We start from the raw sequence: 18,920 nt of genomic DNA on the forward strand, positions 1-18,920 counted from the left end.
GGCTCAACGGGCGGAGGACGGCGGTTCGTTGGCCGGATAGGTGCCGGGTTGGGCTGGAATATCCTTCATGACGGCGGGACGCTCCCTCGTGGGAGCGGGCTCTGGAACCCACGGCTTGAAGATCAAGACCAGGGCAACCGCAAGCATGAAGACCGCGAGGACCGCCCATTCCTTTTTCTTCCACGACGAGCGCTGACGCGGAACAGTCGGTTCAGGGTCGGACATAGGGCGGTTCTCCACTCTGTCCGAAACGAACTCGCCGCATGTTCGATGCATGATTTCCGGATGAATGTTCACGCCGGGCTGGTTGTCCGTGACCGTCGGTCGTAATGGGCGTCTTGTCACCGAAAGCTGACGACCGCCCGGCGCCTGAGGAGGCTCGAACTGAACCGATATCTCGGTGGTTCGACCTCCCCCGGAGCGGGGCTTTTACGTCTTGGAGACTCGCATATACAGGCGGCCGATTGAGAAGAAACCCAGGCTTTCAAACGTGTAGCCGGACGTCGGCGCCCATTCGAAAAAGGCCTTGGTCTCACCCTTTTCCGGATTGAAGGTCCAATCGTCGAAAACCAGGATCGCGCCGTCAACCAATTTTCCGCTCAGGTAGGACAGGGTATCGACGGCGGATTCGTACAGGTCTCCGTCGACGCGGGCATAGGCGATCTGGTCCACTTGGGCTTCGGGCAAGCCGATCGTGTCGCAGAACCAACCTTTGATGAGCTTGAGGTGCGGCCGCTCGGCCAGGCGGAGACGCTGAGAAACCTGGGTCAGCGGCGCATTATATTCGCCTTCCGCCCAGCCCATGCCTTCATCGGCTTCCGTCGGGGCTGGAAGACCCTCGAAGCTGTCGAAACCCAACACGGGACGGGCCATGCCCATCCCGTCCATGGTGTTCATCAGGAACTCCAACCAACGGCCCTCGAAGACGCCGAACTCGACGACCGCGCCGGGGACCTGCTCTTCATGCAATTGCTTCAGCAGAGCCGCAGCGTATTCGCGCTCCACCACACACATGGCATCGTTGATGCGAGCGCCCCACATCGTACCGATGGGGAAACTCGAAGCTGGCCATGTATTCGGGGCAAAGGTGCAGCCCGTCATTAGACTGGAGGCGATTTGTTCGTAACTCATACTGGTATTGCTCCAAACGATTGGATCCGAATGACCGGGCGTATTCCGAAATTTTTGCCGCAAAAGCTTTAGGCGATGCGAGAAAGATTTTCGCAAGATCTTACCACCCCGACTTTACGGATTCCACGACCTTAGCCACGTCCTCGTCACTGAGGTCTTCGTGAATCGGAATATGGATCTGTTCGGCGTCAAAACGGGCAGCGCCTTCAAGATCTTCACGCAATCCGCCCAGAATCGGGTGCTTGTCGATTCTGCGGTCCACGACCGTGATCGGCACATCGCGCGACTTCATCGCCCGCCCGAAGTCTTCACGTCGCTCGACCAGGATCGGGAACAGCCAGAACCCCCCCTCGCTGTCGGCACGGCGGCGAATGTGGCGCAGGCCAGCGACCTGAGCCAGTTCGTGCAGATAGGTTGCCCCGATCTCGCGGCGGCGGCTCAAGCGGGCTGGGTGGTCAGGCAAATTCCCGACGCCCAAGGCAGCGGCGATATTGTTCATGTGGTACTTGTAGCCGAGGATGTCGATCGCCACGCTGCGCTCGCCGATGTCAGTGACCGGCGTGCGGGTCTTGTCGATCCCGAACCAGCGCCGGCGGGTGAGCAGGATGGCGTCCTCCTCGGACTGGACGGCGATCGCGCCGCCATCTCCCGTGGTCATCCCCTTGATCGCCTGGAATGAGAAACAGGTCAGGCGCGACAGCGTACCGACCATCCGGCCTTTGTAGACCGCTCCGAATGCGTGAGCCGCATCCTCGATAACGGCGATCCCCGCTTCGGTGGCGATCGCGTTCAACGTATCCATGTCGCAAGGCTCGCCGCCCCAGTGCACCGGAATGACGGCCTTGGTGCGCGCCGTGATCTTGCGTCGCACCGAGGCCGGGTCGATATTTCCCGTCTCAGGGTCGATATCGGCGAAAACCGGGGTCGCCCCCGCATGCAGGACAACCAGGCCGGTGGCCACGAAGGTTTGAGGCGGAATGATCACCTCGTCACCCGGTCCAATTCCCAGATGGATCAACGCCAGATGTAGCGCCGAGGTCGCGCTGTTGGTGGTCACGACGTGCGGGGCGCCGAGATAATCAACTAGATCCGCCTCGAACTCCTTGACGACCGCCCCCTCGTTTAGGAAGCCGGACCGAAGAACCTGGACGACCCGCTCAATTGCTTCATCTGACACTTTTGTAGTGAAGAAATTCATGGCTCGATCCACTGGCGCGCCGGCTTGTCCGGCCTGGGTTTCGTGCACGTGCCACATCGCGGACGACGTGACAATCGGTGGCGCGACGGGTTGCGCCCTGTCGCCTTGGCGGATAAGCGTCGCTCGCGCGCCTAGGCTTTCTACCGTACCCAAGGACATACATGCTCGCTGCCGCAGACGAATTTGCCGCCATATTCACCCGGTGGCGCGTCTGGTTCCTCATGGCGAACCAGGATATCAGCCTAAGATATCGACGGTCTTTGCTGGGCCCGTTCTGGATCAGCTTGGCGATGGCCTCATTGATCATCGGCTTAGGCTTGCTTTACAGCCAGATCTTTCACCAGCCGTTCAAGGAATATGTTTCCTTTATCGCCGCCGGACTGGTCGCCTGGACGCTGTTGTCGGGCTTGCTGCTTGAGTCCTGCAACGTGGTTATGGAGTCCGACAGCCACCTCCGGGCGCTGCCGCTCCCCCTATCGCTGTTTGCCGCGCGCATGGTTTTTCGCAACCTGATCATCTTTGGACACAACCTCTTGGTTGTGGTCCTGATGCTCTTCATTTTCCAGCACCGCATTTCACCCTTGATCGTGCTGGCGCTGCCCGGGCTGGCGATCATGCTGCTGTTCGGTTTCGGCGTCGCGCTTATCCTGGGCCCCCTGAGCGCCCGGTTCCGTGACATTCCGCAAGTGATGGCCAGCTTCGTTCAGCTCGCCTTTTTCCTGACGCCGATCTTCTGGCGCGCCAGTCAGCTAAAAGCCAGCAACCCGGTGGTCGTCCTCAACCCCCTCTTCCACTTCGTCGAGCTGATCCGCCAACCTCTGCTGGGCCACGTCCCGACCTTGCTGAATTGGGGCGTCGCCTTGGCTGTAACGGCCGTCAGCCTGGCGCTTGCCCTCGTCGTTCAGGCGTACACCCGCCGCAAGCTTTTCCTGTGGCTTTGAGACCCCAATGGCCCGCATCAATCTTGATCACATCGACTTCAACTACCCTGTCTACCAAGTCGCGGGGCGCTCGCTGAAGCTGTCCGCCATGCGTAGGATTAGCGGAGGCCCTTCAGGAGTGGTGCAGGTGCGCGCCATCCGCGACCTAAGCTTGCAGCTCGAAGACGGAGACCGACTGGGCCTGATCGGACGCAATGGGTCAGGCAAGTCCACGCTTTTGCGCGTGGTCGCTGGCCTTGCGCATCCCCAACGTGGCCGGGTCGATATCCAAGGCCGGGTCGTGGCCCTAATCGACAAGGGCCTGGGCATCAACCCCGAGCTATCGGGCGAAGCCAATATCGAGTTGCCGCTGCGTTTTCTGGGCGCGACCGAGGCTGAGATCAAGCACGCCCGAACCTGGGTGCCCGCGTTCACAAATCTCAACGAATTCATCCACCTGCCCTTCCGGACCTATTCGGAAGGCATGAAGGCTCGGCTGACCTTCGCCTTGAGCACGGTGATCGACGCCGATATCCTTGTGCTCGATGAATGGCTGAGCGCCGGCGACATCAACTTCGTTGACAAGGCTGAGGCCCAGCTGACCAGCATGCTGAACCGCACGCGGATCCTGGTGTTCGCCAGCCATTCTCTCGAACTGATCCGCCATACCTGCACCAAGGTGCTCTGGATGGACGGCGGACGTATGGTTCGCTTCGGCGAGCCTGACGAGGTGATTGACGAATACACCGTGGCCATGCGGCAAGCTGAAGCCGCCATGTAAGCCGCCGTTAGCGGGGGCGTCAGGCCCCCGCGATGGCTGCGCGGACTAAGACGTCGAGCGCGCCTCCTTCATATTTCACGCCGCGTACGCCCGCAGCCTTGGCGGCCTCGATGTCGCTGTCTTGGTCGCCGATCATCACGGAGCGCGCCGTATCCGCTTGCCAGTCGGACAAGGCTACGCGCAGCATGCCCGGGTTCGGTTTGCGCCAAGGATGATCGGCGTCGCGATAGGTGTCCACGATCGCCTCTGGATGGAACGGGCAGTGATAGAAGCCGTCGATATGTGCGCCGGCCGCGGCGAGCTCGCGCTGCATGTGGGCGTGGAACGCGCGCATCTGGTCTTCGGTGTAGAGCCCACGAGCGATGCCGGACTGGTTTGTCACCACCAAGGCCAGCCAACCGGCGTCGTTGATGGCCCTCACCGCCGCTACGGCGCCCGGCGTCCAGCGCAAGTCTTGGATGCGGTGCGTGTAGCCGGTGTCCACGTTCAAGGTGCTGTCGCGATCCAGCAATACGGCGGGCCGACGGGTGACGCGCGGCAACTCGTCCCGACCTTGTTGCAGGGTTTCGGGCAGGCCGATGTCCAGAAAATAGCCCTCGAAGGTCGCGCAACCCAGCCGGCCTGCCGCGGCGGCCTGTAGGAAGACGTCCGACTCAATCGAGCAAGGTAGCGGTCCCAGATAATCCAAAACCGACCGCCTGAGAAGGTAGACTCCGCCGGAGATCCAGGCCCCATCGGCCAGCGTCTCGTCCTTTTCGCGAAAACTCAGGATGCGGCCGTCGCGCTGCTCGGTCGCGCCATAGCGCCGCGCGTCTCCAACCCAGCGAAGAGCCAGAGCCCCCAGGTCACCAGGCCGCAGCACGCTGGTGAGAGCCAAGTAGTTGAAGTCGAAGAACGAATCGCCGTTCAACATCAGAAATACTGGGTCTAACCGGTCGCGAACATGAACCAACGCGCCGCCCGTGCCAGCGGGTTCGGGTTCGCGCACGACGATGATTTCACATTCACCGATCCGCTGACCGTCGTATCGCTGCTGCACCTGGTCACCCAGATGGCCCGCGATGAGCAGAATTTCGCTTATGCCGTGGCGCGCGACATTCGTGAGCAGATAGTCCAAAAAGCGCCGGTCGCCATCGATCTGCAGCAGCGGCTTGGGCGTGTTCCGGGTCAGACCACCAAGGCGCGTTCCCTTGCCCCCAACCAGGATCACAGCCTGCCTCATGGTTCTTCCTTCGCTTTCGGATGAGGCCATCCGGCCTACATCATGGGTGAATTTGGCATCCGTCATGCCAGAGTCGCGGCGACGAGACGCGCAATCGACAAGGCGCTCGTCAAGCCTGGCGACTCGATCCCGAAGAGCTCCACCAACCCCTCTCGGCCATGCGCGCCCGGACCGTCGATCCTGAAATCCGCGGCTGGCTCGCCGGGACCGCTTAGCTTGGCGCGGCACCCGGCATAGTCGGCGACCAAGGCGCCGTCAGGCAGTCCCGGCCAATAACGGCGCACGGCCGCGTAGAACGAATCGGCCCGCGCGATATCAACCGCGTAGTCCACGCGACCAGGGTCGTCGCCTGGCAGCCACTCGACGTCGGGCCCAAAGCGCATTCTCCCCGCCAAATCGAGGGTCACGTGGACGCCCAGCCCACCGTCCACGGGCGCGGGATAGATTAGTCGAGAGAACGCTGGCCGACCCGCATAACCAAAGTAGGATCCCTTGGCCAAGCGCAGGGCCGGCACGGGGCGGCTGAAGCCTTCGAGGGTCTGCGCCAGGCCGACCGCGCCCAGGCCGGCGGCGTTGACGAGCCGAGCGCACACGACCAACGTCGGAGCCGGGCCGCCCACCGTAACCTGGAAGCCCCCAGCAGCGCGCGCCTCGATCCTCGTAACCGGCGCGTTAAAGGCGACCACGCCGCCGAAATCCTCCAATTCGCCACGCAGGCTAACCATGAACCCGTGACTGTCGATGATGCCGGTCTGGCTTGAGAGGCTAGCGAGGGTGCAGTTCAGGTCCGGCTCAAGCGCCCGAGCCTGAGCGACTGTCAGCATCTCCATCCCCTCGACATCGTTTCTCAAGGCCTGGTGGTGAAGCGCTTCGACCTTGTCGTTCTCATTTACATCGGTAGCGACGATGAGCTTGCCGCACCGACGATGGTCCACGCCGCGCTCAGCCAAATAAGCATAAAGCAGGTGGCGGCCTTCGAGGCACAAGGTATGCTTCAAGCTGCCTGTCGGGTAATAGATCCCGGCGTGAATGACCTCGCTATTGCGCGACGAAGTCTGCGTGCCGATCGCTCGCTCGGCTTCCAGCACGACGACGTCTCGCCGCCCCTGCCTGGCCAGAGCCGCTGCGCAAGCCAGGCCGACCACGCCAGCCCCGATCACAAGCGTGTCGACCTCGAAGGATTCTATCATGCGTGGGCGATATAACAGACGTTGGCGCGGAGGTGAACGTGCATGCGCCGTTGCGGCGCGAGGGGAGCGCGACTAGGTTCCTGCCTTCAAAAAACCCGGCGGCCCAATGACCCTGTCAATTGAAACGATCCGCGCCGCCGCCGCCCGCCTCGCCGGCCAGATCGAGCGCACGCCGTGCCGTTACTCTCGGACCCTGTCCAAGATCACCGGCGCGGAAGTCTGGGTGAAGTTCGAGAACCTGCAGTTCACGGCCGCCTACAAGGAGCGCGGCGCGCTCAACAAGTTGATGCTGGTGTCGGACGCCGAGAAGGCCAAGGGCGTGATCGCCGCCAGCGCCGGCAACCATGCTCAGGGTCTGGCCTATCACGGCGCCCGGCTGGGCGTGCCGGTGACCATCGTCATGCCGCGCACCACCCCCTTCATCAAGGTTCAACACACCCGCGACTTCGGGGCCACGGTGGTCATAGAGGGCGAAAGCTATGACGACGCGAACGCTCATGCCCGCAAGCTGCGCGACGAGCAGGGCTTGACCTTCGTCCACCCGTTCGACGACTACGATATCATGGCCGGCCAAGGCACGATCGCGCTGGAGATGCTGGAGGACGCCCCTGATTTGGAGGTCATGCCCGTGCCGATCGGCGGTGGTGGCCTGATCAGCGGCGTGGGCACGGCGGCCAAGGCCATCAAGCCCGATATCCGCATCATCGGCTGCGAGCCGGCCATGTATCCGTCCTTCACCGCCAAGATGCGAGGCATCGAGGCTCACTGTGGCGGCCAGACCATCGCCGAAGGCATTGCCGTCAAACAGGTGGGGCAGCTGACCTACGGGGTCGCGCGACCGCTGATCGATGACGTGCTGCTGCTGGAAGAGCCGCATATCGAGCAGGCCGTGGCCCTTTACTGCAATGTCGAGAAGACAATCGCCGAAGGCGCGGGCGCGGCCTCGCTGGCCGCCCTCCTGGCCTATCCCGAGCGGTTCCGCGGCAAGAAGTGCGGCCTGATCCTGTGCGGCGGCAATATCGACACCCGCCTACTGGCCTCGGTGTTGACTCGCGAACTGGTCCGCGCCCAGCGCCTGGTGTCCTTGCGCATCGTCGGCGACGACCGACCAGGTCTGTTGTCAACCGTCGCCAATGTGATCGGCACGGCGGGCGCCAACATCATCGAGGTCAATCACAACCGTTTGGCCCTGGACGTGCCGGCCAAGGGCGCAGAGTTCGATATCACCATCGAAACCCGCGACGCCCAGCACACCCAGGAGGTCATGAACGCCTTGCGCGATAAGGGCTATCCGCCGAGGGCGGTGTAGAGAGATGTTTCGTCCCGGACTTCGATGGCCGGATCAACATCTTGCAGGCTCGCGCCTTAACTTTTTCAGCCGTGAGCCGCCGGACTCTCGTGGCTCTGACGTCTAGGCCTCTTGCCGAACGTAGGCGCCGCGCACCTTCCGGGCTTTGTCTGGGCGCGGCGCGTATTGGCCCAGTATGGCGTCCCATTGAGCGTCGTCGCCTTCCCACGTCCCGCTCTCCGAAACCTCGATCCGGTGAAGGTCGATCCGCTCATCCAAGGCGACATCGGCGTGGAGCGGCCAGATCGAGTCGTGATTGACAACGGCCAGCCGGAAGTCGCGCGACATCGCTTCCAGCGCGACAGCCAGCGCGTTGAGCTTGGAAAACGGCATTGGCTCGTCTGCAAGATAAGGATTTGCGTCGGCTGAATGCGCGAAGGTTCCAAAGCGTATGAAGGTGACCGGACCCATTCGGGCTTGGGCTCTGAAGTTCCGCAATTTGTGCAACAGCTTAGCGCGCGTGGAGAGCAGGGCTTCAACACTGAAGACTACAAGCCCATCCTTGTCGCGGATGAATTCATGATGATAGGAGACGCCATATCGCGCGCAGATTGCCGATTTCCCGTTTGACCGGGTCTTGACATCGCGCGCCAGCCCCTCTCCGTCATCCTCGATGATCTTGATCGTCCCGTCGATCGGGCTGACTAACCAGTCGAATGGGCTAGATGTCTTGCAACCGGTATAGCGCTGAATCTGATGCGCTACTTGACAATAGCCGCCAACACTCAAGAATTGCATGGCTAAACCCGCACCGCGCCCCGCCGGACTAACGCTCCGGCAAGACGGATGGTTCCTACCCGTGCGGTTAGCCGCAAAGCTCCCGGATCATCGCCCGGGCGGCGTCGGCCAAATCCGGACGCTTCAGCGCCATCGCCACATTGGCGCGCAGCAGGCCGATCTTGTCGCCGCAGTCATAGGTTTCGCCCTCGTATTCCAGGGCGTGGAAGTCCTGCGACTTGAGCAGGGTCAACATCGAGTCGGTCAGCTGGATTTCGCCGCCAGCCCCCTTGCCCTGTTGGGCCAGCAGGTCGAAGATTTCCGGTTGCAGGATGTAGCGGCCCGAGATGAACAGGTTCGAGGGCTCGGTCCCCTTCGGCGGCTTCTCGACCATGCCGGTCATGCGGTTGAGGCGGCCCTCCTGGCCGTCCAGCGCCACGATGCCGTACTGGTGGGCCATGCCCTCGGGGGCCGGCTCGACGACGACGATGTTGCCGCCCTTCTGGTCATAGGCCTCGATGGCCTGGGCCAGGGCCGGAACGCCGGCCGACATCACCATGTCGGGCAGCATGACAGCGAACGGCTCGTCGCCGATGACGTCACGGGCGCACCACACCGCGTGGCCCAGGCCCAGTGGGGCCATCTGGCGCACGAAGCTCATCTCGCCGGGTCGAGGCAATTCGCCGAGCAATTCTTCAAGCAGGGCGGTCTTGCCCTTGGCGGCTAGGGCGGCCTCCAGCTCGACCTGATGGTCGAAATAGTCCTCGATCGCGCCCTTGTTGCGGCCCGTCACGAAGACGAAGTGCTCGATGCCCGCCTTGCGACCTTCCTCGACGACATAGGACAGGATCGGCCGGTCCACGACGTTCAGGAGTTCCTTGGGCGTGGTCTTGGTGCAGGGCAGAACCCGGGTGCCGAAACCGGCGACGGGGAGAACAGCCTTGCGGACGGGTTTCATGAAAGCCTCGTGAGCGGTCATTGGGTAGAGGGTTTCTAGGGCGGGTCGCGCGTCTGCGCCACCACTGTTCGGTGACCGGGCGTTGCAAATCGCGCGCTGTTGAAAATCGGCGCGCCGCTCGCGCTCGAGCGCCCGTGGATTCCGCGACGGCGCAAAATGGTCTAGCAGGGAGCGGTATTGTCGCCGGAGTTTCCCGTCATGGTCCGCACCCTCAGCCTCATCCTCGCCCTGGGGGCCGCCCTGGCCCTGTCGGCCTGCGGGCCCAACGGCCGGCAGAAGCATAGTCTGGAGACCGCCAACGCCTTCATGGCCGCCAACGCCAAGCAGCCTGGCGTCGTCACCCTGCCCGACGGCCTGCAGTACAGGGTTGTCCGCTCAGGACCGGCCGAGGGCGGCAAGCCCGCGCCGATCGACGAGGTCACCGTCAACTACGAGGGCAAGCTGGTGGACGGCTTCGTGTTCGACAGCTCCTACGCGCGCCACCAGCCGGAAACCTTTCCCCTGCAAGGCCTGGTTCCGGCCTGGCAAGAGGCGCTTGTGATGATGCGACCCGGCGACGAATGGACCCTCTATGTGCCGCCGAGCCTGGGCTATGGCGCTGAGGACAAGGGTCCGATCCCCGGAAACAGCGTCATGATCTTCCGCATCGAGCTGGTCGCCGTGGAGTCCATGAAGATCCAGGCGCCCAAGGAACACGCCCCCACCTAGGCCGACCCAGTCGCGACCTGACCAAAGCAATACACGCGAATGACTCCTCCAAGCGTCGCTGCGGTAGGCGAGCGCCGCAGCTCAGGCTAGTGTCCCGTGATGGTCTCCTCCCCAGAAGCGCTTTCGGCCCGCGCCGTCGATATCCTGGCCACGCTGGTGGCTTTCGACACCACGTCGCGTCGTTCCAACCTGGCCCTGATCGAATGGGTGGAGGCCTATCTGTCCGACCTGGGCGTCGCCTCGCGGCGGGTGCCCAACGCGGACGGGACCAAGAGCAACCTGCTGGCCAGCATCGGTCCGGCCGTTCCGGGCGGCGTGGTGCTGTCTGGCCATACCGACGTGGTGCCGGTCGATGGCCAGCCCTGGACCAGCGACCCTTTCGTCCTGACCTCGCGCGGCGGCCGACTCTATGGCCGGGGAACCTGCGACATGAAGGGGTTTCTCGCCCTGGCCCTGGCCGCCGCGCCCGACCTGGCGGCCGCCACGCTCGACCGCCCTGTCCACCTGGCCTTCTCCTATGACGAGGAGGTCGGTTGCTTGGGCGCGCCCGACATGATCGCGGTGATCGCCACCGAATTGCCCCGTCCCGCCCTCGTGGTGGTCGGCGAGCCCACCGACATGGTGGCGGTGCGCGGCCACAAGGGTATCGCCAGCTTCCGCGTCACGGTCACCGGACGCGAGGCCCACTCCAGCCTGACCCATCTGGGCGTCTCGGCCAACATGTTCGCCGTCAAGCTGATGAGCCATCTGGTCGATCTGTCGGAGCGGCTGGAGCGCGAGGCCGACCCGGACTCGCCGTTCATGCCCAAGGGCGCCAGCCTGACGGTCGGTCAGGTGAACGGCGGCACGGCAGTCAACATCCTGGCGCGCGAATGTGTGTTCATCTTCGACCTGCGAATGCCGGCCGGTCTGAACGCCCAGACGATCCTATCCGACTTCTTCGCCCTGACCAAAACGCTGGACGCTCAGATCAAGGCCAAGGCCCCCGAGGGCGGCGTGGTGGTCGAGACCCGCTCGATGACCCCGCCCTTCGCGCCGGAGATCGACGGCGTCGCCGAGACCTTCGCCCGCCGCATCGCCGGCGACAATGGCCCGCCCCGCGTCGTGCCCTACGCCGCCGAGGCTGGCCAGTTCCAGGGGGCGGGCTTCTCAACCGTGATCTGCGGCCCCGGCTCGATCGACCAGGCCCACCAACCCGACGAATTCGTGGAAATCAGCCAGATGGAACGCGGCGCGACCTTCATGCGCCGGTTGATCGAGGACCTTTCCAAGGCCGGATGATCAGCCGGCGGCCAATGAAGGCTACGGGATCGATGCTCATGACCCGCAGGATCTCCCACGAGCCGACCTTGCGGCCGGCCTGGATCTGCCGTCGCGACGCCCAGATCCCAGCCAGCGCCTCGCGCTTCAGCGCCGCGCGGATGCCGCGCACCGCCGGTCCGGCGTCGCCACGCCGGAGATGCAGCAGCAGCAGTCCCGAGGTCACCGCCACGTGCAGCGGTGCGGTCAGCCAAAGCAGCAGCGGCGGGGTGTTCTTGATGAAGGTCCACACCCGATTGCGCGAGCCGTGGAAGACGGAGAAGTCCGAGCGGACGCCGGTGGTCGCCGAGCCGACATGGTCCACCCGCGCCTTCGGAACCAGAAGGGTCGCCTTCCCGGCCAGCCGCAGCCGATAGCCGAGATCAACGTCCTCGCAGTAGCAGAAGAACCGCTCGTCGAAGCCGCCCAGAGCCTGGAACAGCGCTCGGTCGATCAACGTCGCCGCGCCGCAGGCCGAGAACACCTCGCCCTCCGCCAGGGTCGCGGGCAGCTTTCTCCGGTAGCCGCCCCGGAACGGGATGCCGGACGAAGTCATGTTGTCGCCCGCCCCGTCCATCAACTCGGTCTCGTCGGCCACCAATTGCACGGTCGCGAACGAGCGAATGTCGGGGTGGCGGCGCGTGGCCGCGACGAGGGCCTCCAGCCAGTCCGGATGTGGATAGGCGTCAGGATTGAGCAGCGCCAGCCAGCGTCCCCGCGCCGTGCGCGCCGCCAGGTTGTTGCCAGCCGCAAAGCCAAGATTCGCACCGGGTTCAAGAAAACGTATCGCTGGGTTGGCCGCGACGGCGGCCTGAGGCGCGCCGTCCGTCGAGGCGTTGTCGACCAGCAAAATCTCGAAGTCAGTGAAAGTCTGGCCTTGCAGACCCGCCAAGCAGCGCTCAAGCGTCGCGCCGCTCTGATAGGAAACGAGGAGAATGCTGATAAGCGGCGGCGGGCCCATGAACGAACAGTCTATTGAATGCGAGTGGGAATTCTGGCTAACACAGCCCGACCGCGCCAAGGTACATTGATCGTGTGGAAACAAATCAAAGCTCTGGTGTGGCGGCGCCTGCCGGATATCTGCGAGGCGATTTCCGTTCGCCTGCCGGCGATACGCGCTTACCGCCGCTTCGGCTGGCGGCGTAAGCGCTCGACCTCCGGCGGTCCTATCGTCGTCGCCGGGTTTCATGGGGCGGTGCTGGGCCTGGGAGAGGCCGCCCGTGGCGTGGTCTCGGCGCTGGCTTCCACTGGAATGGCCGCCACCGCCTGGGACGTTTCGGAGCGCCTGGGTCATCCGCGCCAGCTCGATCATGGCGACGTCGCCACCCCACTTGGCGGGCCCGGCGTGATGATCGCTCACCTTAACCCGCCAGAGCTGATGCAGCTGATCGCCGCCGACTCGACGCCGTTCGAGGGCAAGCACGTTATCGGCTATTGGGCGTGGGAGCTGGCCGCCATCCCAGCTCTGTGGAGGCCGGCCTTTCGTTATGTCGATGAGATTTGGGCGCCCTCTCGATTCACAGCCGAGGCCATCCAGCGCGCCGCGCCGCGCGGCATGAGGGTGCGGATTGTGCCCCATTTCGTGTCCGTGGACCAACGACATCCGGCGCGGGCCCGATTTGGCCTGGATCCGGATCGGGTGATCGTGCTCTGCGCTTTCGACCTCCGTTCCACCCTGGCTCGCAAGAATCCCCTCGCTGCCTTGGAGGCTTTCCGCTTCGCCGCCGCCGACGCCCGCGCGCCCGTGACCCTGGTCTTTAAGACCGTAGGGGGGGCCGAGGCGCCGGAGGCCCTGGCCATGCTGCGGGCGGCGATCGGCAATACACCGGATGTGGTGTTGATCGAAGAGATCCTGACCGTCGCCGATCGCGACAGCCTGCTGGCCAGTTGCGACATTCTCCTGTCCCTGCATCGCTCCGAGGGTTTCGGCCTGCTGTTGGCCGAGGCGATGGCGGCGGGCAAGGCCGTAGTCGCCACGGGCTGGTCAGGCAATATGGACTTCATGGACGACTCGACCGCAGCCTTGATCCCATATTCCCTGGTCCCCGTTGATGATCCGCAAGGCATCTATCGCAAGGGCCTATGGGCACAGGCTGACGTGGCGGCGGCGGGTAAGGCCCTAGCCGAACTGATCGACGACCGCGCCCGCCGCGAGGCTCTGGGCGCCCGCGCCCGGAACGCCGCGCGCGACCAGCTCGCGGTGCGCGTCGTCGCCGACAACATGCGCCGCGCCCTCGATGGCTGGGGGCCTCCATCGACATCGCGGCCACATGACCTTGACGGACCTGTTCATGACTCTCGGCCAACTCCCGACCCCAGACGTCCTCTTGATCACGCCCCAGCGGCGCAATGACGAACGCGGCTGGTTTTCCGGGACAATTCGTCAATCTCTGCTGCAAGAGGCGGGCTTTACGGGGCGCGCTTTCGTACAGGACAATCACGCGTGCTCGACCAAGCGCGGCGTTGTGCGAGGCCTGCACTTCCAAAAGCCGCCGTATGCACAGGACAAACTGGTGCGCTGCGTACGCGGCGCGATCTTCGATGTCGCGGTCGATATCCGGCGCGGTTAGCCGACGTTCGGACATTGGGTTGGCGCGGAACTCTCGGCGTGCAACGACCACCAGTTGCTGGTCCCCAAAGGTTTTGCTCATGCCTACTGCACCCTGAACGACGACCGCGAGGCGCTCTATAAAGTGACCAACTATTACCAGCCCCAGGCCGAGGGCGCGCTCCGCTGGAACGATCCGGCGCTGGGCATTGACTGGAAGCTCCCGGCGGTCGAAATCACCGTCAATGCTCGCGACGCAGCGGCGCGCCTTCTGACCGACCTCGCCACACCCTTCGTGTACTGAACACAGCAGCAATCGGTTCCTGATCGGCGCGCCATGCGCTCGTCGGGATGACGGGTCGCCGTTCAATCGCCCTGACGTACAGCGCTCGCCCACTCCATCCTCACCGCCTCCACGTCTTCAGCCGCGGCGCCCGCCAGCCGCGCGAACGCGAACGCGTCCAATAGTCGTGCAGCCGCCCACACCGCCGCGCCGCGCACGGTCGGCGAAGGGTCCCCCAGCAGAGGCTCGACCACCGCCATTAGTCTCGCCTCGCCGCTATTGCCGATAGCGTACAGCACGTTGCGCACGAAACGGTCGCGGCCGATGCGCTTGATCGGGCTCTTGCTGAAGAGGGCCCGGAACGACGGGTCGTCGAGGCCGGCCAGCGCCGCCAGCGATGGCCCCTTCAGCGTCTCGCGCGCGTGGAAGGCCGCCTCGCTGGAAAGCTGGGCGAACTTGTTCCACGGGCAGACCGCCAGACAGTCATCACAGCCATAGATCCGATTGCCCAGCGCTTCACGGAACGCGACCGGGATGGGCCCGGCAAGCTCGATGGTCAGGTAGGAGATGCAGCGCCGGGCATCCAGCTGATAGGGGCTGGGAAAGGCGTTGGTCGGGCAGATGTCCAGGCAAGCGCTGCACGAGCCGCAGCGGTCGCGTTCGGGCGGATCGGCGGGCAGGTCGAGCGTGGTCAACACCGATCCGAGAAACAGCCACGAGCCGAACTGTCGCGACACCAGATTGGTGTGCTTGCCCTGCCAGCCCAGGCCGGCGCGCTGGGCCAGCGGCTTTTCCATAAGCGGCGCGGTGTCGACGAAAACCTTCACCTCGCCGCCGAACCGGCCGTGCATCCAACGGGCCAGGGCCTTGAGGCGCTTCTTGATCACCTCGTGATAGTCGTCGCCCTGGGCATAGACCGAGATCGCCGCGCGGCTCGGGTCCTCCAAGGCGACCAGGGGGTCGTGGTCGGGGCCGTAATTGACGCCCAGCACCACCGCCGTCCGGGCGTCGGTCCACATGGCGGTGGGGTGTGAACGCCGGTCCAGCGTCTCCTCCATCCAGCCCATGGCCCCGTGGAAGCCCTCGGCGACGAACTCGCGCAACCAGCCGCCATTGGGCCAAGCCTCGGAGGCGCTGGCGAAGCCGCAGGCGTCGAAACCCAGCCGCAGGGCCTCGGCGCGGATTTCGTCTCGCAGCGCGGAGTTGAGGTGGCTAGAAGTCGAGATCGTCATAGTGCGCGGCCGGCGCGAGGCCGGGCCAGCGGTCGGCCAGGATGGGCCGGAAGGCCGGCCTCGACTTGAGCTTCATGTACCAGGTCTTGGTCGCCGGGAAGTCCTTCCACGGCACGTCGCCGAAATAATCGATCACCGACAGGTGGGCGGCGGCGGCGAAGTCGCCCAGGCTCATCCGCCGGCCGGCCAGCCAGTCGCGGGTGTTGAGCAGCTCCTCGATATAGACCAGATGCTGGCGCAGGGCGTCGCGGCCCCGGCGCAGCGACGACAGGTCCGGCGCGCCCAGCCGCAGCAGGCGTTTCTCCATCTTCTCGTGTAGCAGGAAGCCGTTGACCTCGTTGTCGAACTTGCGGTCGAACCACTGCATCAGGCGGCGCGCCTCGGCCCGCTCGCCCGGCTCGCGGCCCAGCAAGGCGGGTTCGGGCTCCTGCTCCTCGATATGCTCGAGGATGGCGCGGTTCTCGGCGATCACCGTGGTGCGCTGGTGCCTGGTCTCGACCAGCACCGGCGGCACACCCGACGGGTTGAGCTTGAGGAATTCGGCCGGGCCTTCCCAATAGCGAACCTGGACCTCGACGAACGGCAGGCGCTTCTCGCCCAAGGCGAGACGCACCTGGCGCGAGGCCGGGTCCAAGGGGAAATGGTGAAGGGTACGTTCGACGCTCATGCCCACGCGCATTCAGGCTGCATCGTTTGATCGATGCGCCGTTTTGCTTAACAAGAACTTGCTGAACGCCGGTTGTTGGCCAAGTTAAGGGCCAAATCGAGACTATTCCACCTCAAGCTTGACCTTGGACCGCGCCGTTAACTCTTGAGATCAGGCCGGCGCGTTCATCCGGCCAATCAGGTTGGTGGTGCTCTGGCCCGCCTTCAGCTCGGCCAGAACCACCCGGCCGCCATAGCCCAGCACCACGTCGGAACCGACCACGGTCTCCACCGTATAGTCCGCCCCCTTGACCAGCACGTCGGGGCGGAAGGCCTTGATCAGGCCCAGCGGCGTCTCCTCGTCGAACAGCACCACCAAGTCCACCGACGACAGCGAGGCCAAGACGGTGGCGCGCGCACCCTCCTTCTGAACCGGACGGGTCGGGCCCTTCAGGCGCTGGACCGAGGCGTCGGTGTTGAGGCCGACGATGAGGCGATCGCAAGCGGCGCGAGCCTGGGCCAGCAGGGAGACGTGACCGGGGTGCAGCAGGTCGAAACAGCCGTTGGTGAAGCCAACCCTCAGGCCCCGCGCCCGCCAGCTGGCGACGACCGCCAGGGCGCCGTCGCGGTCGGCGATCTTGTCCTGGCCCGGATCGCCATGGGCCCCGAGGGCCAGGCCGACCAGCTCGTCGGCGGTGACCACGTCGGTGCCGATCTTGGCCACCACCAGGCCCGCAGCGAGGTTGGCGAGGCGGGCCGCGTCGAGTGGGGCCGCGCCCACGGCGAGCGCCAGCGCCAGGGTCGCGGCCACGGTGTCGCCCGCGCCGGAGACGTCGAACACCTCCAGCGCGGTGGCCGGCAAATGGACCGGCGCCGCGCCGCGCACGGCCAGGGTCATGCCGGCCCCGCCCCGTGTCACCAGGGCGGAGGCCAGGTTCGGGGCGGCGGCCAGGATGGCGTTGGCGGCCTCGGCGGCGGCCTCGTCGCCGGACCCCGTGACTCCCGTGGCCTCGGCGGCCTCGCGGCGGTTGGGTTTCACCAAGGTGGCGCCATCATAACGCGACAGGTCGCGGCTCTTGGGATCGACGATCACCGGCTTGCCGGCGGCATTGGCGGCGGCGATGGCGGCGCGCAACACCGGAACGCTGAGCACGCCCTTGGCGTAGTCCGACAGCACCACCACGTCGACCTGGCGCAGATGGGCGTTGAACGCCGCCAGCAGGACCGTGGCGTCGGCGTCGCCGCGATCTTCGCGGTCGGCGCGCAGCATCTGGTGCGAGCCGGAGATGTAGCGGGTCTTCTCGGTGGTCCGCCGCTTGGGATCGACGATCAGGGCGGAGTCGAAGCTGGCCTCGCGGTCGATCAGGTCGGTCAGGGTCCGCCCGGCGTCATCGTCGCCGATCATCCCGACCAGCACTGCCCGGCCACCCAGGGCCGCAACATTGCGGGCGACATTGCCGGCCCCGCCCAGCATCACGGTCTCGCGCTCGACGGCGATCACCGGCACCGGCGCCTCGGGCGAGATGCGGTCCACCGCGCCATAGACAAAGCGGTCGAGCATGACGTCGCCCAGCACCAGCACGGTGGCGCCCGCGAAGGCTCTCGGCAGCTTGGCCAGGATGTCGTCCATCGGGTCTTCGCTCGTCTCGTCGTGGAAGAGGCCATTTGGCCCTGCGAGGCCGTCTGGGCAAGTCTTCTACAGCGAGGCGGCTTCGCTGAACGCGCCGCCGTGCGGCTCGGCAACGCCGCGCGGATCGGGATGGATCAGGATGTCGGCGGTCGGAAAGGCCGCCAGCACCCGCGCCTCGGCCTCGACCATCAGGGTATGGACCACGACCAGGGGCGTCTCGGCGTCGAAATCCATGTGGGCCTGGATGTGGATGTGGGGGCCCGAAGCCCGGGTTCGCAGCTGGTGCACGCCGCTGATGCTCGGGTCAGCCGTGAGGAGGGCGAGGATCCGCGCCCGCTCGTCGTCGGGCAGCTCGCGGTCCATCAGCTGGTGCGACGCCTCGCGGAACACGCCGATGGCGCCCCAGACCAGCCACAGGGCGACGACCAGGCCGGCGGCGGAGTCCACCCAGGCCCAGTGCAGGAAGGCCGCCGCCGCTATGCCGACAAGGCTGACGGCGTTGGAGGCCAGGTCGGCGGCGTAGTGGGCCTTGTCGCTCGCCACGGCCACCGACCGGGTGCGCTTCATCACTTCGGATTGGGCGCGGATCAGGCCAAGGGTCAGCAGGATCGACACCGCCATCACCCCGACGCCCAGCACGCCGGCCTCGACGGGCTTGGGGTGCAGCATCGACCGCAGGGCCTCCTGACCGATCAGCGCCCCGGACGCGAAGACCAGCCCGGCCTGGGTCAGGCTTGAAAAGGCCTCGGCCTTGCCATGACCGAAGCGATGCTCGGCGTCGGGCGGCTCGGCCGCGTAGCGCACGGCGTAGAAGGTGACCAGCGAGGCGATCAGGTCCAGGCCGCTGTCGGCCAGGGAGGCGAGCATCGCCACCGAACCGCCAGCGATCCAGGCGACGCCCTTGATACAGATCAGGATCGTCGCGCAGCCGACCGACAGGGCGGTGACCTGACGGGTCAGTGTGAGGCCTTCGGCGGCGCTCAGGGCGGGGTGCGGGGCGGACATGATCGTTGTGTAGCAAGGCCCGCCGCGCAGCCCCAGCGCGAACGACTCGCGCGAGATGTTCGCAAGGCCGCGGGCGCGGATGGGGGACACACACCCAACCCACGA

At 65.3% G+C, this 18,920-nt stretch carries 18 protein-coding genes and 1 pseudogene; 7 read left to right on the plus strand and 12 right to left on the minus strand.

Annotation, left to right across the window (positions count from 1 at the left end; genetic code table 11):
• Positions 1-3 precede the first annotated feature (3 nt).
• The 3 genes from ACP696_RS08330 to ACP696_RS08340 form a co-directional block, all read right to left on the minus strand.
• On the minus strand, positions 4-225 hold the full coding sequence (locus tag ACP696_RS08330; RefSeq protein ID WP_426010559.1) for a hypothetical protein: 222 nt from the start codon (positions 223-225) through the stop codon (positions 4-6).
• Positions 226-429: 204 nt separating this feature from the next.
• Positions 430-1,131 carry a TylF/MycF/NovP-related O-methyltransferase gene (locus ACP696_RS08335; RefSeq protein ID WP_426010557.1) on the minus strand — a complete coding sequence of 234 codons (702 nt, stop codon included), beginning with the start codon at positions 1,129-1,131 and terminating at the stop codon, positions 430-432.
• Positions 1,132-1,231: 100 nt separating this feature from the next.
• On the minus strand, positions 1,232-2,329 hold the full coding sequence (locus tag ACP696_RS08340) for a DegT/DnrJ/EryC1/StrS family aminotransferase (RefSeq protein ID WP_426010555.1): 1,098 nt from the start codon (positions 2,327-2,329) through the stop codon (positions 1,232-1,234).
• Positions 2,330-2,490: 161 nt separating this feature from the next.
• On the opposite strand from ACP696_RS08340, the gene ACP696_RS08345 reads away from it, so the two are divergent.
• Positions 2,491-3,270 carry an ABC transporter permease gene (locus ACP696_RS08345; protein ID WP_426010553.1) on the plus strand — a complete coding sequence of 260 codons (780 nt, stop codon included), beginning with the start codon at positions 2,491-2,493 and terminating at the stop codon, positions 3,268-3,270.
• Between the two features lie 7 nt (positions 3,271-3,277).
• A complete protein-coding gene (locus tag ACP696_RS08350; RefSeq protein WP_426010551.1) occupies positions 3,278-4,030 on the plus strand; it encodes an ABC transporter ATP-binding protein in 753 nt (250 codons plus the stop codon).
• A 19-nt stretch (positions 4,031-4,049) separates the two neighbouring features.
• On the opposite strand, the gene ACP696_RS08355 is transcribed toward ACP696_RS08350, so the two are convergent.
• Complete coding sequence (locus ACP696_RS08355; protein WP_426010549.1) at positions 4,050-5,318, minus strand: HAD-IIIA family hydrolase; 1,269 nt, start codon at positions 5,316-5,318, stop codon at positions 4,050-4,052.
• The gene (locus ACP696_RS08360; RefSeq protein ID WP_426010547.1) at positions 5,315-6,442 is read right to left on the minus strand and encodes an NAD(P)/FAD-dependent oxidoreductase; all 1,128 of its coding nucleotides are present in this window, start codon (positions 6,440-6,442) and stop codon (positions 5,315-5,317) included. The genes ACP696_RS08355 and ACP696_RS08360 overlap by 4 nt, the downstream gene beginning before the upstream one ends.
• Before the next feature lie 106 nt (positions 6,443-6,548).
• Between ACP696_RS08360 and ACP696_RS08365 the strand changes: the two genes are divergently transcribed.
• On the plus strand, positions 6,549-7,751 hold the full coding sequence (locus tag ACP696_RS08365) for a threonine ammonia-lyase (protein WP_426010545.1): 1,203 nt from the start codon (positions 6,549-6,551) through the stop codon (positions 7,749-7,751).
• A gap of 102 nt (positions 7,752-7,853) precedes the next feature.
• Here the strand turns inward: ACP696_RS08365 and ACP696_RS08370 are convergent, their stop codons facing one another.
• Positions 7,854-8,528 (minus strand): DUF1796 family putative cysteine peptidase, encoded by a 675-nt coding sequence (locus ACP696_RS08370; RefSeq protein WP_426010543.1) that lies wholly within the window; start codon positions 8,526-8,528, stop codon positions 7,854-7,856.
• 67 nt (positions 8,529-8,595) lie between these two features.
• Positions 8,596-9,465, minus strand: a complete 870-nt coding sequence (locus ACP696_RS08375; protein WP_426010541.1) for a UTP--glucose-1-phosphate uridylyltransferase — start codon at positions 9,463-9,465, stop codon at positions 8,596-8,598.
• A 198-nt stretch (positions 9,466-9,663) separates the two neighbouring features.
• Between ACP696_RS08375 and ACP696_RS08380 the strand changes: the two genes are divergently transcribed.
• Positions 9,664-10,173: an FKBP-type peptidyl-prolyl cis-trans isomerase gene (locus ACP696_RS08380; protein ID WP_426010539.1), complete on the plus strand. Its 510-nt coding sequence runs from the start codon at positions 9,664-9,666 to the stop codon at positions 10,171-10,173.
• Between the two features lie 99 nt (positions 10,174-10,272).
• Positions 10,273-11,454, plus strand: a complete 1,182-nt coding sequence (argE, locus tag ACP696_RS08385) for an acetylornithine deacetylase (protein WP_426011287.1) — start codon at positions 10,273-10,275, stop codon at positions 11,452-11,454.
• Here argE and ACP696_RS08390 read toward each other — a convergent pair.
• Positions 11,414-12,433: a glycosyltransferase family 2 protein gene (locus ACP696_RS08390; protein ID WP_426010537.1), complete on the minus strand. Its 1,020-nt coding sequence runs from the start codon at positions 12,431-12,433 to the stop codon at positions 11,414-11,416. The genes argE and ACP696_RS08390 overlap by 41 nt on opposite strands.
• Positions 12,434-12,505: 72 nt before the next feature.
• Between ACP696_RS08390 and ACP696_RS08395 the strand changes: the two genes are divergently transcribed.
• Entirely contained in the window at positions 12,506-13,825 is a 1,320-nt protein-coding gene (locus ACP696_RS08395) for a glycosyltransferase family 4 protein (RefSeq protein WP_426010535.1), read from the plus strand.
• Positions 13,800-14,324 (plus strand): annotated as a pseudogene (gene rfbC, locus ACP696_RS08400) (dTDP-4-dehydrorhamnose 3,5-epimerase). Before ACP696_RS08395 ends, rfbC begins: the two are co-directional and overlap by 26 nt.
• A 62-nt stretch (positions 14,325-14,386) precedes the next feature.
• Here rfbC and queG read toward each other — a convergent pair.
• The 4 genes from queG to ACP696_RS08420 form a co-directional block, all read right to left on the minus strand.
• Positions 14,387-15,535 carry a tRNA epoxyqueuosine(34) reductase QueG gene (gene queG, locus ACP696_RS08405; protein ID WP_426010533.1) on the minus strand — a complete coding sequence of 383 codons (1,149 nt, stop codon included), beginning with the start codon at positions 15,533-15,535 and terminating at the stop codon, positions 14,387-14,389.
• A complete protein-coding gene (locus ACP696_RS08410; RefSeq protein WP_426010532.1) occupies positions 15,516-16,202 on the minus strand; it encodes a glutathione S-transferase family protein in 687 nt (228 codons plus the stop codon). Before ACP696_RS08410 ends, queG begins: the two co-directional genes overlap by 20 nt.
• Positions 16,203-16,352: 150 nt before the next feature.
• Positions 16,353-17,810 carry a D-glycero-beta-D-manno-heptose-7-phosphate kinase gene (rfaE1, locus tag ACP696_RS08415; RefSeq protein WP_426010530.1) on the minus strand — a complete coding sequence of 486 codons (1,458 nt, stop codon included), beginning with the start codon at positions 17,808-17,810 and terminating at the stop codon, positions 16,353-16,355.
• 66 nt (positions 17,811-17,876) lie between these two features.
• The gene (locus ACP696_RS08420) at positions 17,877-18,815 is read right to left on the minus strand and encodes a cation diffusion facilitator family transporter (RefSeq protein WP_426010528.1); all 939 of its coding nucleotides are present in this window, start codon (positions 18,813-18,815) and stop codon (positions 17,877-17,879) included.
• Positions 18,816-18,920 lie beyond the last annotated feature (105 nt).

The sequence above is a fragment of the Caulobacter sp. DWR3-1-2 genome (genome assembly GCF_049896225.1).
In the GTDB taxonomy this organism is placed as follows: domain Bacteria; phylum Pseudomonadota; class Alphaproteobacteria; order Caulobacterales; family Caulobacteraceae; genus Caulobacter.

Bases quoted from the DNA above. Each gene is read 5' to 3' on its own strand.
- ACP696_RS08330 (WP_426010559.1), bottom strand. From the start codon at position 225: ATGTCCGACCCTGAACCGACTGTTCCGCGTCAGCGCTCGTCGTGGAAG.
- ACP696_RS08335 (WP_426010557.1), bottom strand. From the start codon at position 1,131: ATGAGTTACGAACAAATCGCCTCCAGTCTAATGACGGGCTGCACCTTT.
- ACP696_RS08340 (WP_426010555.1), bottom strand. From the start codon at position 2,329: ATGAATTTCTTCACTACAAAAGTGTCAGATGAAGCAATTGAGCGGGTC.
- ACP696_RS08345 (WP_426010553.1), top strand. From the start codon at position 2,491: ATGCTCGCTGCCGCAGACGAATTTGCCGCCATATTCACCCGGTGGCGC.
- ACP696_RS08350 (WP_426010551.1), top strand. From the start codon at position 3,278: ATGGCCCGCATCAATCTTGATCACATCGACTTCAACTACCCTGTCTAC.
- ACP696_RS08355 (WP_426010549.1), bottom strand. From the start codon at position 5,318: ATGACGGATGCCAAATTCACCCATGATGTAGGCCGGATGGCCTCATCC.
- ACP696_RS08360 (WP_426010547.1), bottom strand. From the start codon at position 6,442: ATGATAGAATCCTTCGAGGTCGACACGCTTGTGATCGGGGCTGGCGTG.
- ACP696_RS08365 (WP_426010545.1), top strand. From the start codon at position 6,549: ATGACCCTGTCAATTGAAACGATCCGCGCCGCCGCCGCCCGCCTCGCC.
- ACP696_RS08370 (WP_426010543.1), bottom strand. From the start codon at position 8,528: ATGCAATTCTTGAGTGTTGGCGGCTATTGTCAAGTAGCGCATCAGATT.
- ACP696_RS08375 (WP_426010541.1), bottom strand. From the start codon at position 9,465: ATGAAACCCGTCCGCAAGGCTGTTCTCCCCGTCGCCGGTTTCGGCACC.
- ACP696_RS08380 (WP_426010539.1), top strand. From the start codon at position 9,664: ATGGTCCGCACCCTCAGCCTCATCCTCGCCCTGGGGGCCGCCCTGGCC.
- argE (WP_426011287.1), top strand. From the start codon at position 10,273: ATGGTCTCCTCCCCAGAAGCGCTTTCGGCCCGCGCCGTCGATATCCTG.
- ACP696_RS08390 (WP_426010537.1), bottom strand. From the start codon at position 12,433: ATGGGCCCGCCGCCGCTTATCAGCATTCTCCTCGTTTCCTATCAGAGC.
- queG (WP_426010533.1), bottom strand. From the start codon at position 15,535: ATGACGATCTCGACTTCTAGCCACCTCAACTCCGCGCTGCGAGACGAA.
- ACP696_RS08410 (WP_426010532.1), bottom strand. From the start codon at position 16,202: ATGAGCGTCGAACGTACCCTTCACCATTTCCCCTTGGACCCGGCCTCG.
- rfaE1 (WP_426010530.1), bottom strand. From the start codon at position 17,810: ATGGACGACATCCTGGCCAAGCTGCCGAGAGCCTTCGCGGGCGCCACC.
- ACP696_RS08420 (WP_426010528.1), bottom strand. From the start codon at position 18,815: ATGTCCGCCCCGCACCCCGCCCTGAGCGCCGCCGAAGGCCTCACACTG.